Below are 14,452 nucleotides of genomic sequence, written 5' to 3' on the forward strand. Positions count from 1 at the left end.
GTGAGGAGCCCCCCGCGGTGCGTCCGTGTCGTTCCGGTGACCCGGCTCGGCTTGATAACCTGGGACACTGACCCCATCCGTTGACCGACGAAAGCAGCGACTGCCCCGTGTTCAACTCTCTGTCCGACCGGCTTACAGCGACCTTCAAGAACCTGCGCGGCAAGGGTAGGTTGTCCGAGGCGGATGTGGACGCCACCGTGCGGGAAATCCGACGCGCGCTCCTCGAAGCCGATGTCGCCGTTCCCGTGGTTCGTGAATTCACTGCCAGCATCAAGGAACGCGCTCTGGGTTCCGAGGTCTCCGAGGCGCTGAACCCCGGCCAGCAAGTGGTCAAGATCGTCAACGAAGAACTGCAAACTGTTCTGGGCGGTGAGACCCGCCGCGTCAACCTGGCCAAATCCGGGCCCACCGTGATCATGCTGGCCGGTCTGCAGGGTGCCGGTAAGACCACCCTGGCCGGAAAGCTCGGTAAGTGGCTCACGGACCAGGGACACAAACCCGTGCTGGTCGCCTCCGACCTCCAGCGCCCCAACGCGGTGACCCAGCTGCAAGTGGTCGGTCAGCGCGCCGGGGTTCCCGTGTTCGCCCCCGAACCCGGCGCCACCTCCGAATTCGACGACCCCACCGGTGATCCCGTGGCCGTCGCCCGCGACGGCGTGGCCCACGCCCGCGCCAAGCTCTACGACGTGGTCATCGTGGACACCGCCGGCCGCCTGGGTATCGACGAGGCCCTCATGCGTCAGGCCCGCGACATCCGCAACGCTGTGAACCCGCACGAAGTGCTCTTCGTCATCGACGCCATGGTCGGCCAGGACGCGGTCAACACCGCCAAGGCTTTCGACGAGGGCGTGGACTTCACCGGCGTGGTGCTGTCCAAGCTCGACGGCGACGCCCGCGGCGGTGCCGCGCTGTCGGTCCGCTCGGTCACGGGTAAGCCCATCATGTTCGCCTCCACCGGCGAGGGCGTCAACGACTTCGAACAGTTCCACCCGGACCGGATGGCCTCGCGCATCCTGGACATGGGGGACGTGCTCACGCTCATCGAGCAGGCCGAGAAGCAGTGGGACAAGACCGAGGCCGAGCGCATGGCCAAGAAGTTCACCGATCAGGAGGACTTCACCTTCGAGGACTTCCTCGCGCAAATGCAGCAGCTGCGCAAGATGGGTTCCATGAAGAAGATGCTGTCCATGATGCCCGGGGCAGCGGGCATGCGTGAGCAGCTGGAGAACTTCGACGAGCGCGAGATCGACCGCGTGGAAGCCATTGTGCGGTCCATGACCGCGCACGAACGCGTGGCGCCCAAGATCATCAACGGCTCGCGCCGCGCCCGCATCGCCCGCGGTTCCGGCGTGTCCGTCTCCGAGGTCAACCAGCTCATGGAACGTTTCTCCCAGGCGCAGAAAATGATGAAACGACTGGCCCAGGGCAAGGGAGTTCCCGGCATGCCCGGTGGCATCCCCGGTATGGGCGGCGGCGCCGGTGGCGGCGGTAAGAAAGGCAAGGCCAAGAAGAAGGGCTCGCGCTCGGGTAACCCCGCCAAGCGCGCCCAGGAGAACGCTGCGATCGCCAGCGGCCAGAAACCCGCGGCCACGGGCAGTGCCTTTGGTGCGCAGTCGCAACAGCCGGATCCGGAGTCCCTGAACCTCCCCAAGGGCTTCGAAAAATTCCTCGGAAAGTGAGTCACTAATGGGTTCTTACCTGTCGGACCAGGAGCTCCGCGAGTTCATCGGCACCCTGCCCACGCGGCGCATGGCGGCATCTGCCATCATCCGTGATGAGAACGGGCGCGTTCTGACGGTGGAACCCAACTACAAGTCGGAATGGACCCTCCCCGGAGGCACCGTGGAGGCGGGGGAGGACCCCCGTAGCGCGTGTTTCCGCGAAGTGGTTGAAGAGGTCGGTCTGCACCTGCCCGAAGGCCGCATGCTGCTGATCATGCACGGGCTCAGCATGGGCATGTGGGGTGACTCGGTCGCGTTCCTCTACGACGGCGGTGAAATTGCCTCCGACACGGAGATCACCGTCCAGGAAGAGGAACTGCTGTCCTACCGTTGGGTGGCCCCGCAGGACCTGGAAACCGTGCTCTCGGCCGGCATGTCACAGCGGATCCGCGACGCACTGAAGGCTCTTGAGCAGGGCACCGTGGTGGAGCACGTAGTAGACGGAGGAAAGCATTCATGAGCGACCAACAGCTCAACCGGACGGCGGTTCTGGTCCACGTGGACGCACCCGAACTGCCGTTCCTGGCCAACGTCGTGGACGCCAGTTTCTCCGCGGTCACACGGAACGGATGGGCCGTGATCCTGCCCGACGAGGACACCGATCCCGCGTTCGTTGCCGCCGTTCACCCCGGCGAGATATGCATTGCTGTGTCATCGGACGGCGCCGAGCGCAGTCTCAGCGTGTACCCACCCACCGACTCCTCCCGGGACGAGCGGGCCGAACTCGACCACCAAATGGACGTGGGCCGCGTGGCCACGCTGCGCTGGGACGCCGAGCACAGTGACATCGCGGAGTTCCTCGGTGGCGAAGCGGACACCGCTTCACAGCACCCGGTGGCCACCGACACCGACCGTGAGACCAAGATCGCCGTAGAGGCCATCGCCTCCATGTGTTCCCTGGACCCCGCGGCCACCGCCCGCCTGGAGAATTACGCTGCAACACCCAGTTCCGGTTTGCTGCTCGAATCGGTCCTGCAACTTCTGGGCGTGCCCGTGGTGGCCGCCAAGTTGGTCGAATCGGAGCGCTCCCTCGAGGACATGGCAGATGCCCGCCATTACGAACCCAAACCCATGGGGCTCTCCCTCGTGGACGCCGTCACCACGGAGCCGTCAGGCAACGATGTGGCCTCGCGGATCCAACGCGCCTACATCCGTCACCCGGAGATCCTGCTGGCCATGGGCGGAGCCGAACTCATTGCCGGTTCCACGCTGGCCGCTTTGGCTCGGCGTGGCGGGCGTGGTGCGCGCGTGCTCGGAACGGCGTCGGCGGTGTTACTGACCGATGCCGCGGGGCAGACTGCGCTGTGGGCGGCGGTGCGGGCGCGTAAGAAGTCCTAGTGGCCCGGTTCGAATGGGCCCGGGGGTGGGTTGCGGCGCTGTCGGATCCGGACGAGCCGGACTGGCAGCGGCCCCGCCCCGCGTCCCACGAACTCGCTCGGGATGTCTGGCTTGCGCTGGGCGTCGCGGCGGCGTCGGTGTTCTCGTTGGCGCTGATCGAAAGCTACGTGTCCCTGTCCCCCGAGCGCCCCTGGTGGCTGGGATATCTCGCGGCGGTGCTGATCGCCGTGCCGCTGGCCGTCCGTCGCCGCTTCCCGGTCGCGGGCGTGGTCGCGGCCACGGCCGTGTTCGTGTGGACCTATTACACGGTTCCCCACATGAGCCTGCAGTTGTTCTTCCAGATCGCGTACTTCGCCAGCTTGTACTCCATGGTGGCCTGGGCCCGGTCCCGCCAGGTCGTGGCCTTGATGGTCGTGGGGTTGGCGGTGTTCATAGCCGGGTGGCTGATGGTGGACTGGACGATCACCAATTCTTACAGTGATCTGCTGGACGACGTCGAGGACGCGTCCGGCCCGTTTTCTCCCGCGGTGGGGATCATGGGCTACTCAGTGGTCATGAACGTCGTGTATTTCGGCGGTGCGGTCATCATGGGGCGGTCCTCGTGGCGTCGGGCCCTGGACCGGCGCAGGCTCCGTGACCAAGCCTGGCGGATCGCCCACCAGTCGGAACAGCTGGCCATCCGCGCGGTCGTTGAGGAACGGCTGCGCATTGCCCGCGAACTCCACGATGTGGTGGCCCACCACGTGTCCGCGATCGGGATCCAGGCCGGAGCGGCACGCACCGTGATGAACAAGAATCCCCGGGCCGCAGCGGCGGCCCTGAGCACGGTCGAAGAATCCAGCCGGCAGGCGGTCACCGAGATGCGGGAACTCCTGGGTGTGCTGCGCGCCGAGGACGGCAGTGTATTGCCCTCCCCGTCCCGCACCCCCGAACCCCGGCTGAGCGAATTGGACGAACTGGTGGCATCACACACCCGCCACGGCCTGACCGTGACCTTGAATACGTCCCTGGAACACCCCGATGACCTCACCACGCTGCCCGGCTCCGTCCAACTGACCGTCTACCGCTGCCTCCAGGAGGCCCTGGCCAACGTGTCACGCCACTCCACCGCCCGGGAGGCCACAGCCGTGGTGCGCACCGGATCCACGGCGGCCGGGCCGGGGGAGCAGAAACCCGACGCGTGGGTCGAAGTGGAAATCACCGACCGGGGCCAACCCAAACCCGGGACGGAAGGTTCCGGATTCGGCCTCAAAGGCATCACCGAGCGTGCCCGGCTCTACAACGGCGTCACCGAGATCGGCCCGCGCACACCAGGTCCCGGGTGGCGCGTTCGCGTGCGTATTCCCCGGTCCACCATCAGCGCTACCCAGGAGATCGCCCCGTGATCACAGTACTGTTGGCCGACGATCACGAACTGGTGCGTTCCGGTTTCGCGCTCATGCTCACCGTGGCGGAGAACATTGACGTGGTGGGGCAGGTAGCCCACGGCAAGGACGCCGTGGCGCACGTGCTCGAGACCCCCGTGGACGTGGTCCTCATGGACGTGCAGATGCCCGTGATGGACGGCATTGAAGCAACCCGGCTCATCACCCGAGCCACGGACACCAAGGTCATCATCTTGACCACCTTCGACCGCGACGACTATTTGTTCGACGCGCTGCGGGCCGGCGCAAGCGGGTTCCTGCTCAAGAACGCCTCACCCGAAGATCTCGTGGCTGCGGTGCACGCCGTGGTTGACGGGCATGCACTCCTGGCCCCGGAAGCCACACTGCGCGTGGTTCAGCAACTCACCCGGCACGACGCTGCTCGCGCACCTCGCGGGGCCACGGCCGGGCGCCACGGCCGGGCGGCGGCGTCGTCGACCGAACTTGCCGAGCGCACGGGCGAGCAGCAACGCATCATCGACTCCCTGACGGCGCGCGAACGCGAGGTGCTCACCCTGGCGGCGGAGGGGCTGTCCAACGGGGAGATCTGCGAAACCCTGGTGGTCGGGCAGGCCACGGTCAAGACGCACATCTCCAACGTGCTGTCCAAGGTGGGGGCGCGCGACCGCGTGCAAGCGGTCGTGTTCGCCTACAGGTCGGGCCTGGTCTCCTGACTCGTCGCGGCTCCCACCACACAACCGTTCCCACGGGCCGACCCGGCCCCGGGCGCTACCCGGGTCAGTTACACCGCACGGTGGAAGGGAAGTTCCACCGCCGGGCTGATCTGCTGGGTCCCCGGTCCTCCTAGGCTGGGATCAGCCGGCCGCACCGTGTCTCGAGCACACCACGGCCGCCGATACGGCACGGATCCAGGGAGGCAGCATGAGCTTGGCAGAATCGGGGGCCGCGTACACTTCCGTCCGTTACTCGCCGTCGCGCGCGGGAGACACACTGGAGGTGCGGGACCTGACGCGACGTTTTGGCGAACGCACCGTGGTGGACGGGGTGTCCTTCCGGGTGGAGCCCGGGCAGATGACGGGTTTCGTGGGCGCGAACGGCGCGGGTAAGACCACCACCATGCGCATGATCATGGGTGTACTCAACCAGCACGGTGGCACGGTTTTATGGAACGATCAGCCCATCGACTCCGGTGCGCGCTCGCGTTTTGGCTACATGCCCGAAGAACGCGGACTGTACCCGAAACAGCGGATCGCGGATCAGCTGGGTTACCTGGGCCAACTCCACGGGATGCAACGCTCACGAGCACTGGCTCAGGCGCATCGTCTGCTGGAACGTTTCGGCCTGGGGGAGCGCGCCAAGGACCGGCTGGAGACTCTGTCCCTGGGTAACCAGCAGCGGGTCCAGGTGGCTGCGGCACTGCTGCACGACCCGGTGGCCCTGGTGCTCGACGAACCGTTCTCCGGCCTGGACCCCACCGCCGTGGACGCCATGGTGGGACTGTTGCGCGAATATATGGCTCGCGGCGTGCCGGTGCTGTTCTCCTCCCACCAATTGGACCTAATCGACAGGCTGTGCGACGCCCTCGTGGTTCTGGACCAGGGCACGGTCCGGCTGGCCGGGCCGGTCGATCAACTACGTGCTGCGCGCCCGGAACAGTATCGATTGGTCTGCACCACCGACGCGGGCTGGACCCGGGGACAACCCGGGGTGGAGGTCATTGATCTCGACGGCAACACTGCCGTTGTCCAGCCCACCAACGCGCAGGCCCGCGATCACTTGGCGCGGGAAGCTGCGGCCCGAGGCATGATCGAATTCGCACGACTCCGTCCCTCGCTGGGAGAGCTTTACCGGGAGGCCATCTCATGAGCCACGACACGACCAACCATTCCACCGCGGCCTCCCACGCCGCCGCGGACGAGGAACAGACTGCCTCGGTGCCCGCCCCCTGGCTGACGGTGATGAACCGTGAAATCGGTGTCAAACTGGGAGACAAGGCCTTTGTGCTGTCCACGGTGCTCACGGTGCTGGGCATCATCGGCTTCACCGTGTTCACGTTCTTCATGGGCGAGCGCACCACCAGCTACACCGTGGCCGCCACCGATGACCAGTCGCTCGCGGTGGTGGAAACGGCCCGTGACGCGGCCGGGTCGGGGACCACCATCGAACTGGAATCCGTCACTCCGGAGGAGGCCCGGGCTCTCCTGGAGAGCGAGGAGATTGACGCCGCCGTGACACGCGGGGACGGCGAGTGGGTACTCACGGCACGCACCGCTATGGATGGCACCCTGAGCGGGATGCTCTCGGATGCCGCCAGGGACGTCACCGCCCAGCAGAACGCCGCCGAGGCAGGAACCACCACGGAGCAACTGGCGGTGGGCTCACAGGTGGAGACTCGCACACTGGCGGACGAACCCGACCGCGGTGTAGCGGCCAACGTGTTGGGCTTCGTCTTCGCCATGTTGTTCTACACGGCGGCCATCATTTTCGGCATGGCCATTGCCAATTCGGTGCTCGAGGAAAAGCAGAACCGAGTCGTGGAAATCTTGGCCACGGCCATCCCCGTCCGCCACATCCTGTACGGAAAGGTGGCGGGTAACTGCGTGTTGGCCTACGCGCAGATCATTCTGTACGGGGCCGTGGGGCTATTGGGCGTGAACGTGCTGGGCAGGGCGGAATCGGTCGGATGGATCCTGGAAGCCTCGGGGTGGTTCATCGGGTTCTTCGTGGTGGGCTTCGCGGCCCAGGCAAGTATTTGGGCCGTGCTGGGTTCCTTGGCCTCACGCACGGAGGACCTGCAGTCCAACACCGGGCCCATCCTGTCCGTGCTGATCGCCGCGCTGCTCGTGGGGTTGTTCGCCAAGGGAACGTGGCTGAGCGTCGCCTCCTACGTCCCCCTGGTTTCCTCGGTGGCGATGCCCGTGCGCATGCTCACCGACACCGTGCACTGGTGGGAACCATGGCTCGCGCTCGGATTGTGCGCGGCCTTCGGGCTCCTCATGTTCCGCGTGGGTGAACGCATTTACCAGCGCGCCGTGTTCCAGGGCGGTCAGGCGCTCACGTGGCGCAAGGCACTCAAACTGGAGAGGTAGCCCACGCGCTGCCTGCGCGCCCGGGTTTGACACGTGTGGCACAATGGACGGGTACTCGAGCCGTGCGGACCCTCTCACCGTGCGTGTCTCGCGTCCACAGGAAATCCCACCAAGGCCCGCCCCACGGGTGCGAGTGTGTGCATTTCCGACCACATTCGAAACAGGAGTAACCACTCAAGTGGCAGTTAAGATTCGTCTCAAGCGCATGGGTAAAATGCGCGATCCCCGTTACCGCGTTGTCATCGTCGACTCCCGCAAGAAGCGCGATGGCCGTGTCATCGAGGAGGTCGGCGTCTACCAGCCGACCGAGCACCCCTCTTACATCAACCTGGTTTCCGACCGGATCCAGTACTGGCTCGGCGTGGGCGCACAGCCCTCTGACGCCGTGGCGGCACTGTTGAAGATCACCGGTGACTGGCAGAAGTTCAAGGGTGAGCCCGGGGCCGAGGGTACCTACCAGGCTCCCGAGCCCAAGGGTCAGTTCGTGGCACCGGACAAGGGTTCCGTGATCATCCCCGAGGCCATCACCCCCAAGGCTGACAAGGCCGAGGCTTCCGAGCAGGCGGAAACGCCCGCGGAAGAAGCTTCCACCGAGGGTGCGGAATCCACGGAGGACAACGCCGAGAAGGCAGAGTGAGCATGCTCGCCGAGGCTTTGGAGCACCTGGTTCGCGGCATTGTGGACAGCCCCGAGGACATCACCGTTCGCTCACGCGAAGGACGTCGCGGGCAGATCCTCGAGGTTCGGGTTCACCCCGACGACCTCGGTCGCGTGATCGGGCGTTCCGGACGCACCGCCAAGGCTTTGCGCACCGTCGTAACAGCCCTGGCACCCGGCGAAAATGTGCGCGTTGACGTGGTCGACACCGACCGTCGTCGTCGCTAACGACCGCGCGTACATGACCGGCCCCCGTCTCCCGCACACTCGGGAGACGGGGGCCGTCATCATTGGTAGCAACGTCACACCGGGCCAGTTCCCGCAAAGGAGATCTCATGAGCGTTCGTATCGCACGTATCGGTAAGCCGCACGGCGTGCGCGGGGAGGTCACGGTGCAATTGTTCACCGACGATCCCGAGTCGCGGTTCGCGCCCGGATCGGGCCTTGACGTCCAGTGGCCTCAGGGGCGAGACGACGCCGCCGCGGGACTTCCCGAGACCCTCACGGCTGCCGGTTTCCGCTGGAACAAGAAGGTGCTGATCGTCCGCTTCGCGGAGATCACCGACCGCAACCGCGCCGAGGACATGCGCGGCGCGCAACTGTATGCACCGGCCCACGAGATCGAGCTCGAGGACGACGAGTGGCACCAGGACGACCTGCTCGGCCTCACGGCCGTGGACACCACCCGGGACGACCGCGAGGTCGGTAAGGTGACCGCGCTGATCCCCGGAGCGGCTCAAGACCTGCTCGAACTGGAGGTCGGGGGTGAACGGCGTCGTATTCTCATCCCGTTCGTGGAAGAAATCGTGCCGGAGGTGGATCTGGAGACCGGGCGCGTGCTGTTGATCCCGCCCGCCGGACTGCTGGACCTGGGTGCGGAGGACTAGAACCGTGCGCATCGATGTGCTGAGCATCTTCCCCGAATACCTGGCCCCGTTGGAATTGTCGTTGATCGGCAAGGCCATGACGGAGGGCGTGCTGGAACTGTCCGTGACCGATCCCCGCAGTTACGCCACGGACCGCCACCGCACGGTGGACGACACCCCGTACGGCGGCGGGGCCGGCATGGTGATGAAACCCGAACCGTGGGCGCAGGCCCTCGAATCCGTCACGGCAGCATCACCGTCGTCCGGTCAACCCGCGCTGGTGGTGCCCTCGCCGGCCGGGGAGGTCTTCACCCAGGAGATTGCCTACGAACTGGCCGAGCAGGAGCACCTGGTGTTCGCGTGCGGACGCTACGAGGGCATTGACGAACGCTTCATCGAATGGGCCTCCGACCACGCGGTGGTGCGCCCCATGAGCCTGGGCGACTACGTGCTCAACGGGGGAGAAGTGGCCGTGCTCGCCATGATCGAGGCCGTGACCCGGCTGATCCCCGGCGTGATCGGCAACCCCGAATCACTTGCCGAGGAATCCCACACCGGCGGCCTGCTCGAGTACCCCGTGTACACCAAGCCGGCGGTGTGGCGCGAGCGCGCCATTCCGGACATGCTGCTGTCCGGTCATCACGGCCACATTGCGCGCTGGCGGCGGGATCAACAACTGCACCGGACGGCTCAGCGCAGACCGGACATGATCGAGCAGCTCGACCCGGCGGAGCTGAACACGGCCGATCTGAGCATTCTGAGCGAGCATGGTTTTCGGGTGATCAACGGTTCGCTGCAGGTCTGCGCCCCCGACCCGGAGGATGGCGGCGGGCACTAGCCGGCGTATGGCATAATGGATCGTTGTGCGTGAGTTGGGCACGCCCCTGCCGCAGGGGGGAGAGCGACCAACAACCACGCATTCGAAATCACCACACCGGCCCGATTTCGACACACTTCTGCGCGTCGGTTCACACCTTGATGGCTGAGCCGCGCGGACCACACGCGATCGACCTGCGGCAGTCGCGAGGAGAATAAGCATGAACCTTATCGATCAGCTTGATGCCAAGTCCCTGCGTAACGACATTCCGGACTTCCGCCCCGGCGACACCCTGAATGTCCACGTGAACATCATTGAAGGCAACCGTTCCCGTGTTCAGGTCTTCAAAGGTTACGTCATGGGCCGTCAGGGCTCCGGCGTGCGCGAAACCTTCACCGTTCGCAAGGTCAGCTTCGGTGTGGGCGTGGAGCGTACCTTCCCGGTGCACTCCCCGATTATCGACAAGATCGAGCTCGTGAGCCGCGGTGACGTGCGTCGCGCCAAGCTCTACTACATGCGCGATCGCCACGGCAAGGCCGCTCGTATCCGCGAAAAGCGGGACTCGAGCGCTTCGAACAAGTAAGCATTTTCCACGTGCAAGTGCACTCGGAATGCACGGAGGACCCGGCTTCTACCGGGTCCTCCGCTGTACCCGGACCACTGTCCCAGCGGCGCTGGTGGTTGCGAGTCATCACCCTTGCGGTAGTGGCGGCGCTGCTCATTGCGGCCGTGGTGCGCGCTTTCGTGGTGGACGTCTACTGGGTGGGTTCCAATTCCATGGAACCCACCCTGCAGGGCGGGGACCGGGTGCTCGTCAATAAACTCAGCGGCACGGAGCAACTGCACCGCGGTCAGCTCGTGGTCTTCGACGGTCGGGGATCCTTGGACCCGCTGCACTCCACCGATCCCTGGTACACCCAGGCCCTCAACAGCGTGGGGCGTTGGCTCGGAGTCACGGGCTCGTCCACCGCGTACGTCAAACGTGTGATGGCGGTGCCCGGGGACTCCATTGCATGCTGTGACGCTCAGGGCAAGATCACGGTCAACGGACAGGCTCTGGACGAGGACTATCTCTACCCTGACGAGAACCCATCGGATATCCCGTTCTCGGTCGATGTCCCCGCCGATCGCGTGTGGCTCATGGGCGATCATCGCAACGAGTCCGTGGATTCACGGTCCCTTCTGGGGGCCCCCGGCGGTGGTCTGATCCGCACGGAGCGCATCATCGGAACGGCAGAACGGGTGTTGTGGCCCCTCGACCGAGCCCGGGACTTGTAGTCTGCCCCATGGGTGAGACACCCACCTTGTCAGGAAGGAACACGGCGTAGTGACTGAAGAACGATCATCAGATTCCGCGGGGGAGCAACCGGAGCACAAGCCGGTGCGTCCGCGCCGGTCCGCGCGCTCGTCCCGTTCCTCGGCCTCGCGCAACGCCAAGAAGTCGACTTCGGCGTGGCGGTCCGTCAAGGAGATCCTGATCGTGGTGGTGCTGGCCATCCTGATCGCCTTCATCGTCAAAACCCTGTTCATCCGTGGTTTCTACATACCCTCCGGTTCCATGGAGAACACCCTGGAGTTGAACGACCGGATCTTCGTCAACGTCATGAACGCCAATCTGGGCAACATCGACCGCGGGGACATCGTGGTCTTCCACGACACCAAGAACTGGCTGCCGGCCCAGCCGCAGGGGAGTGACGGGGTCGGCGGCGCCGTCCGCAGCGCATTGTCCTTCGTGGGTATCCTCCCCGACACGGGTGACCAGGCCCTCGTGAAGCGCGTGATCGGGCAGGGCGGGGACCACGTGGTCTGCTGCGACGCGGACGGCCGCGTCACCGTCAACGGAACCGCCCTGGACGAGACCTACGTGTACCCCGGGGCCGCGCCGTCCGAGATCCCCTTCGACGTGATCGTGCCGGACGACCACTACTTCGTGCTCGGTGACCACCGCAACGCCTCCGCCGATTCGCGCGTGCACCTAGCCCAGGACAACGCGTTCATCCGGAAGGAAGACATCATCGGCACCGCATTCGTGATCGCGTGGCCGTTGGACCGCTTCCACATACTGCACCACCCGGACCAGATCTTTGCCGACGTGCCGGCCGCGGGCTCCTCGGACAACTGATCGTGGCCCCGCGGTTGGCCGCCGATCCCGGTCTCGATCTCGAACGCGAACTCGCCTCCCAGGGGCTGCGCTACGTGGGCGGCATGGACGAAGTGGGCCGCGGCGCCCTGGCCGGGCCCGCGAGCGTCGGCCTGGTGGTTCTCGACGCCGCCACCCTCGACAGTGCCGATTCCTCCGCTTGGCACGGTGTCCGCGACTCCAAGGCCCTCACCGCCAAGAAGCGCGAGGCGCTGGCACCGACCATTGGCTCGTGGGCTGCTGCCTGCACCGTGGGCCATGCCCAACCGGACGAGGTCGACCGGCTCGGAATTAGCGCGGCCCTGCGCCTGGCCGGGCTCAGGGCGCTGGCCCGAGCGGCGTCGTCGGGCGTTTCCGTGGACGGATTGATCCTGGACGGTTCCTACAACTGGCTCCGTTCGGAACCCGTCCTGGGGCAGGACCCTGACCCGTGGGAAGTCCCGCCCGTGCTGCGGACCCTGGTCAAAGCGGACGCCCACTGCGTTTCCGTGGCGGCCGCCTCGATTGCCGCGAAAGTGGAGCGGGATGCCCTGATGATCGACTACGCGGGGCAGTACCCCGCCTACGGCTGGGACTCGAACAAGGGCTACGGTAGCGCCGCGCACCGGACCGCACTCCGGACGCACGGTGTGACCCCCCTGCACCGGGTGAGCTGGAACCTGGGGATCTGAACGCGGCGACCTCTTACCTCGCCCGCACTCCACAGGCCCGCTCGCACCCTGGTCCTCGGCACCGCGGCACGCCACGATGGGTCCATGACTGCGACCCCTGTTTCCGCACCCACACCCGATCCTCCCGCGGCACACATCAGAACGGGACGATCCGGAGAAGACCTGATCGCCGACCTCCTCACCCGAGCCGGTTGGCGGGTACTGGACCGGAATTGGCGGCCGTCCGCCGGCCGCAGCGTGGGACGCGGCGAATTGGACATCGTGGCCGAGCGCGGGGGAGCCGCGGCAATTTTCGAGATCAAGACCCGCACCGGCACCGGATTCGGCCACCCGGCCGAGGCCGTGGGGCCCGAAAAACTGAAACGACTCCATGTGCTGGCGCGTGCGTGGGCCCGGGAACACGGCCGGGCGGAAATCCCCAGTGTGGACGTGGTCTCGGTGCACTGGCCGGCGGGCGAGGCCCCGCGCGTGGAACACATGGGATCGTTGAGCTGGCACTGAACTCGAAGGTCACAATTGGGTCGACATTCCGCGTGCTGAGTGACTTTGCCCGACCAACGTGCCACGGTGGGTCAAGGGTCGGGAAAGGCCCCCGAACACTAGACCGTCAGCGAGGGCCGCGTGGTGACATTCTCTCTCTCACGTGGGCGGCCAGTGGGTGCTCTTGTGGCCTTGGGCCTTTGTGCCGTGGCGCTGGCCGGCTGCGGTGGAGACGAGGAACAAGAGCCTGACCGGACGACGTCGGTCTCCCCGGAGGAATCTTCCCCCGGTCTGCACGGTGGGAGTTTCAATGCGACGCTGCCTTCCGGAGCGTCCGTGCGCATCACGCTGCCGGCATCACCCCCGCCCGATCAGGACGTGGACACGCTCCGTGAAGAGGCAGGCATCGACCGTGCCCTGTACGCGAACATCGGCATCGACAACCGCAAGGGGGATCGCCCGGTCTCGGTGAGCCGATTGGTCCTGACCGCCGAGGACGGCGCTGAGTATCGTCTCGATGCCCTGCCCAAGGTGGTACCCGGCTGGGCCTCACGTGAGGTGGAGCCCGGTGAATGGGCGACCGCCGGTGGTGCGCGCGTGACCCAGGACGAGGCCGGGGACATCAACCGCCGGGTGGCGGAAACGGTGAGCAAGTACGAGGGAGACGTTCCCGCCGGAGGGCAAGGGGAGGAGATTCTGGTGGGTGATCTGAGCCGCATTCCGGCCACGTTCGCCAGCATGGAGCTGATCCCCTCCATTGGCAATTCCGAGGAACGCGCTGTTCGGCCCAGCCCCGACAGAGACAACGACCCCGCGGCTCCGCGCCCGGCATCTCCGGCGGACCCCGACGTACCGGAACCCTCGGAGGCACCGGAAGGACAAACGCCGCCCGCGGACGGGCCCGATGATGAGGAACCGCCCCCGGACGATGGGGCGGAACCCACCGCCGAGCCGACACCCCAGGACCCCCCGGAACCCACCGGTGCGCCCGTCCCGCCGGAGGACCCGGAGCCACCGGGTGCCGAGGATCTACCCACGCAGCCGCCCGAGGCGGTAGCCCCGGAAACTCCGGCGCAACCGTCGGTGCCGGTCCAGGCCGCCGGCGGCCAGCCCACGACGCAGCAGTAGACGGCCCGGCACCGTGCGGAGCGTTCTCCGGAACTGCACAGCCGGCCATCGTCTCTGTGCTGCGAACGTGCGGTCGGACATGGTCGTCTCATGCACAAAGACTCACTATCGCAATCCATGACCCCGAGGGGTCCAGCCCCTCGGTTGACATCGGCCCGGC

17 protein-coding genes are annotated in these 14,452 nt (G+C 66.3%); all 17 read left to right on the forward strand.

The window, feature by feature from the left end; all coding sequences use genetic code 11:
* Positions 1-107 precede the first annotated feature (107 nt).
* A complete protein-coding gene (gene ffh, locus AC3ENJ_RS00755) occupies positions 108-1,679 on the forward strand; it encodes a signal recognition particle protein (protein WP_431812735.1) in 1,572 nt (523 codons plus the stop codon).
* A gap of 7 nt (positions 1,680-1,686) precedes the next feature.
* On the forward strand, positions 1,687-2,181 hold the full coding sequence (locus tag AC3ENJ_RS00760; protein ID WP_431812736.1) for an NUDIX domain-containing protein: 495 nt from the start codon (positions 1,687-1,689) through the stop codon (positions 2,179-2,181).
* On the forward strand, positions 2,178-3,059 hold the full coding sequence (locus AC3ENJ_RS00765; RefSeq protein WP_431812737.1) for a hypothetical protein: 882 nt from the start codon (positions 2,178-2,180) through the stop codon (positions 3,057-3,059). Before AC3ENJ_RS00760 ends, AC3ENJ_RS00765 begins: the two co-directional genes overlap by 4 nt.
* Complete coding sequence (locus AC3ENJ_RS00770; RefSeq protein ID WP_431812738.1) at positions 3,059-4,444, forward strand: sensor histidine kinase; 1,386 nt, start codon at positions 3,059-3,061, stop codon at positions 4,442-4,444. The genes AC3ENJ_RS00765 and AC3ENJ_RS00770 overlap by 1 nt, the downstream gene beginning before the upstream one ends.
* Positions 4,441-5,157, forward strand: a complete 717-nt coding sequence (locus AC3ENJ_RS00775) for a response regulator (protein WP_190807140.1) — start codon at positions 4,441-4,443, stop codon at positions 5,155-5,157. Before AC3ENJ_RS00770 ends, AC3ENJ_RS00775 begins: the two co-directional genes overlap by 4 nt.
* A 208-nt stretch (positions 5,158-5,365) precedes the next feature.
* Complete coding sequence (locus AC3ENJ_RS00780) at positions 5,366-6,310, forward strand: ABC transporter ATP-binding protein (RefSeq protein WP_190780196.1); 945 nt, start codon at positions 5,366-5,368, stop codon at positions 6,308-6,310.
* Positions 6,307-7,533 carry an ABC transporter permease gene (locus AC3ENJ_RS00785; protein ID WP_190780197.1) on the forward strand — a complete coding sequence of 409 codons (1,227 nt, stop codon included), beginning with the start codon at positions 6,307-6,309 and terminating at the stop codon, positions 7,531-7,533. Before AC3ENJ_RS00780 ends, AC3ENJ_RS00785 begins: the two co-directional genes overlap by 4 nt.
* A gap of 178 nt (positions 7,534-7,711) precedes the next feature.
* Complete coding sequence (gene rpsP, locus AC3ENJ_RS00790; protein WP_190780198.1) at positions 7,712-8,170, forward strand: 30S ribosomal protein S16; 459 nt, start codon at positions 7,712-7,714, stop codon at positions 8,168-8,170.
* A gap of 2 nt (positions 8,171-8,172) precedes the next feature.
* Positions 8,173-8,418, forward strand: coding sequence for an RNA-binding protein (locus tag AC3ENJ_RS00795; RefSeq protein ID WP_190780565.1), 246 nt, complete (start codon positions 8,173-8,175; stop codon positions 8,416-8,418).
* Positions 8,419-8,525: 107 nt separating this feature from the next.
* Complete coding sequence (gene rimM, locus AC3ENJ_RS00800; RefSeq protein WP_431812739.1) at positions 8,526-9,077, forward strand: ribosome maturation factor RimM; 552 nt, start codon at positions 8,526-8,528, stop codon at positions 9,075-9,077.
* 4 nt (positions 9,078-9,081) lie between these two features.
* Positions 9,082-9,894 (forward strand): tRNA (guanosine(37)-N1)-methyltransferase TrmD, encoded by an 813-nt coding sequence (trmD, locus tag AC3ENJ_RS00805; RefSeq protein ID WP_431812740.1) that lies wholly within the window; start codon positions 9,082-9,084, stop codon positions 9,892-9,894.
* A gap of 199 nt (positions 9,895-10,093) precedes the next feature.
* Positions 10,094-10,456 carry a 50S ribosomal protein L19 gene (gene rplS, locus AC3ENJ_RS00810; RefSeq protein ID WP_190780201.1) on the forward strand — a complete coding sequence of 121 codons (363 nt, stop codon included), beginning with the start codon at positions 10,094-10,096 and terminating at the stop codon, positions 10,454-10,456.
* An 11-nt stretch (positions 10,457-10,467) separates the two neighbouring features.
* A complete protein-coding gene (lepB, locus tag AC3ENJ_RS00815) occupies positions 10,468-11,151 on the forward strand; it encodes a signal peptidase I (RefSeq protein ID WP_190780202.1) in 684 nt (227 codons plus the stop codon).
* Between the two features lie 49 nt (positions 11,152-11,200).
* On the forward strand, positions 11,201-11,995 hold the full coding sequence (gene lepB, locus AC3ENJ_RS00820) for a signal peptidase I (RefSeq protein ID WP_431812741.1): 795 nt from the start codon (positions 11,201-11,203) through the stop codon (positions 11,993-11,995).
* A 2-nt stretch (positions 11,996-11,997) separates the two neighbouring features.
* A complete protein-coding gene (gene rnhB / locus AC3ENJ_RS00825; RefSeq protein WP_431812742.1) occupies positions 11,998-12,684 on the forward strand; it encodes a ribonuclease HII in 687 nt (228 codons plus the stop codon).
* 84 nt (positions 12,685-12,768) lie between these two features.
* The gene (locus AC3ENJ_RS00830; RefSeq protein ID WP_431812743.1) at positions 12,769-13,185 is read left to right on the forward strand and encodes a YraN family protein; all 417 of its coding nucleotides are present in this window, start codon (positions 12,769-12,771) and stop codon (positions 13,183-13,185) included.
* 315 nt (positions 13,186-13,500) lie between these two features.
* The gene (locus tag AC3ENJ_RS00835; RefSeq protein ID WP_431812744.1) at positions 13,501-14,292 is read left to right on the forward strand and encodes a hypothetical protein; all 792 of its coding nucleotides are present in this window, start codon (positions 13,501-13,503) and stop codon (positions 14,290-14,292) included.
* Positions 14,293-14,452: the final 160 nt, after the last annotated feature.

Source organism: Kocuria sp. cx-455 (assembly GCF_057707085.1).